This window comes from Okeania sp. SIO2B9, from assembly GCF_010672505.1.
Taxonomy (GTDB): Bacteria; Cyanobacteriota; Cyanobacteriia; order Cyanobacteriales; family Microcoleaceae; genus Okeania; species Okeania hirsuta.
In genome coordinates, this window is sequence record NZ_JAAHGK010000979.1 from 1 (window position 1) to 2,977 (window position 2,977).

The 2,977-nt window shown below is 36.7% G+C and carries 3 protein-coding genes; 2 read left to right on the forward strand and 1 reads right to left on the reverse strand.

All coding sequences use genetic code 11. The annotated features are described in order from the left end of the window. Nucleotides 1-1,344: translation elongation factor 4 (gene lepA, locus F6K13_RS26260; RefSeq protein ID WP_287288883.1), on the reverse strand; the 1,344-nt coding region annotated here is incomplete at its 3' end. Between the two features lie 959 nt (nt 1,345-2,303). On the opposite strand from lepA, the gene F6K13_RS26265 reads away from it, so the two are divergent. Beyond that, entirely contained in the window at nt 2,304-2,531 is a 228-nt protein-coding gene (locus F6K13_RS26265) for a hypothetical protein (protein ID WP_124145555.1), read from the forward strand. Between the two features lie 250 nt (nt 2,532-2,781). Next, nucleotides 2,782-2,977, forward strand: a 196-nt coding sequence (locus F6K13_RS26270) for a J domain-containing protein (RefSeq protein WP_287288885.1), incomplete at its 3' end; no start/stop codon positions are given.

Sequence of the window (2,977 nt, forward strand, 5' to 3'; positions counted from 1 at the left end):
CTTTAATATATGAAATACCCTTGGCAGATACTTCATATCCTTAAATATCCCACGTCGTGATTGACCCAACTCCATTAATGTCCCTACATATTCTTCTGGAGTAATCATTTCTACCTGGACATAAGGTTCTTCCATTTTTTCTCGGTGATTAGGGTCTGGTAGTAAATTTGGATTATCAATCAGAATAACTTCTTCTTTATTAGTGGTTACTCGATAAACTACTGATGGAGAAGTAACAATTAAATCTAGATTATATTCTCGCTCTAACCTTTCCTGGACAATTTCCATATGCAGCAACCCTAAAAAACCACACCGAAACCCAAAACCCATTGCGCTTGATGTTTCTGCTTCATAAGATAGAGCTGCATCATTGAGTTTGAGTCGGTCTAGAGCTTCTCGTAAATCTGGAAACTGGTCGGCATCGGTGGGAAATAAGCCACAAAATACCATAGGTTTAGCTTCTGTATAACCAGGCAAAGGGGCCTCTGCTTGTTTTTTGGCTAGAGTAATTGTATCTCCCACCCTGGCATCTTCCACTGCTTTGATGGCCGCTCCTAAATAACCTACTTCTCCTGCGTGAAGCTCTTTTACTGGTTTTTGGGTAGGGGAGAGAACTCCCAGTTCATCTATTTCATACTCTTTTCCTGATGCTATGAGTCGGATACGATCGCCTTTAGCAATAGTCCCATCCATGACCCGGAAATATACAATTACCCCTCGATATGGGTCATAATAACTATCAAAGATGAGAGCGCGTAATTTTTCATCAATAGTATCTTGTGGTGGTGGTACTAATTTAACAATTGATGCGAGAATTTCCGGAATTCCAATTCCTTCTTTGGCAGATGCTAAAATTGCCCCCGAACAGTCTAGGCCAATTATTTCTTCTATCTCTTGTTTTACTCTATCTGGTTCTGCTCCTGGAAGGTCAATTTTATTTAAGACCGGAATAATTTCTAGGTTATGCTCCAAAGCTAGGTAGACATTAGCTAAAGTCTGAGCTTCTACTCCTTGGGAAGCATCTACTACTAGTAAAGCACCTTCACAAGCCGCCAGAGAGCGCGACACCTCATAAGAAAAGTCTACATGGCCAGGGGTATCTATAAGATTTAATACATATTCTTCTCCATTTTCAGCATGATAATTCATTCGGGCAGCTTGCAGCTTGATTGTGATACCACGCTCCCTTTCTAAGTCCATTGTGTCTAGAAATTGCTCTTTCATTTCACGGTCTTCCACAGTGCCAGTTGCTTGTAGGAGGCGATCGGCTAAAGTTGATTTTCCATGATCTATATGGGCAATGATTGAAAAGTTACGAATGTGAGATACAGGAACTTTTGTCATACTTTCTTTTGTTAATAATTTGAAATGCCTTATTTTTGTTATGGTCTTGGCACAATTAATTCAATCTATCTATAATTCTTAACATATTTTAATTCTGAAGATTTTTGAGCTTTAGTCTGACTTAATTTAGGTTCTGGTCTAAATTGTTTCCTGGTTAAAAAAGAAATTTCTATGATTACTCTTGACTACTATGGGGACTACAGTTAAAGAGATTCTATGGGAACGGCTGTTTTCGCTTCACAGAGCTTCCGCTCAAAGCTAGCGCACAATGCTGGTTAATGGCTGTCGCCGATATATTTGTATTTGTGTAACATTCCGCACCGAAAACGCCCCTACCATAGGTATAACTTTCCTCTATATTCTATTTTTATGCTATAATTAAAGCCTGGAGCAATTGCTAGTGCCTGTTTTCTACACCTACAACCTATCACTAAAGAAACCGTAGCGACGATCAAATTCCAGATTCTTCACTAATTGAGAACTTCTCTTTTGAGGTCGATATGTAAAAATTAATACACATTATGAATTGTGTTTATGACTATAAAAATTTTTCTATTCCTTGAAATACTACTTTGTGTTAAAGTGAAATTTGTTGAAATATATAGACATGAGGGAAAATACAAGAAACTGACAACCTGCCGAAATTAATACTATGTCTGTGGTAGGCCAAACACAGTAAAAAACATCTGAATAAATTAATTTTTCCAAAGACCCAAAATCCATATTTAGATTAAAAAAATAGTGGCGGAGGACATCAGTCAACTAAGGCCAGTCAACTCAATGACTGTGGACATAGCCATATTTGATGATCTGTTGCGATAGATACAGATAGTTGTTAAGTGGACTGGACAAACCAGTAATCTCTATCGGTGAGCTTGAGAAAATTCACTCATTTCATGGAGTGGAGTATGTCAACATAATATAAAGTAGCTTTTCTAGATTTATAAGATTGTCTTGCTATGAATCAGCCTGAAGTTAATCAGTCGAAATTACCAGAAAAAGTAGAATTATCTATAAACATAGATTCTAGATTATTAGACCAAGTTCAACATTTGACAAATGACCCGAGTAAGGTCATTGAAAGTGCCCTTCGCCAGTGGTTAAGAGGAGGACTTCCAGAAGATGAGTTAGCCCTGACACTGCAAAGAAATCCTCCTATCCCACCAAGAGGGGAATGGAACGATTAAGATACTATTTACTTCAGATTATGTGAAAGGTTTATAGAAGTTAATCATAGATTTTATTTAAGATTATCAATTATCCAAACTTTTGATTAATTAAATGAAACTTAAAGATAATTTTTGATAAATCAAAATATATCCTATATCTCACCAACCAACTATGAGTTGTTAAAGACAATTGAAATCAGTGAGTTAGTAAATAGTTATTGACAAAAATTAATTGAGTTTGGAAACTACAAACAACCAAAATTAAAGAATGTCAAAATACACTCCTTTGGGTGTGAGTTATTATTCTTTGCTTGGACTCCATCCAAAAGCATCTAATCAGGAAATTAGAAGAGCATATCGAGAACTAAGTAAGCGCTATCATCCAGATACTACAGATATGCCGAAGGCGATCGCTACTGTAAAATTCCAGCAAATTAATGAAGCTTATGCTACTCTCGTGAACT

Coding starts and splice junctions, on each gene's coding strand:
- F6K13_RS26265 (WP_124145555.1), top strand. CDS start 2,304: ATGAATCAGCCTGAAGTTAATCAGTCGAAATTACCAGAAAAAGTAGAA.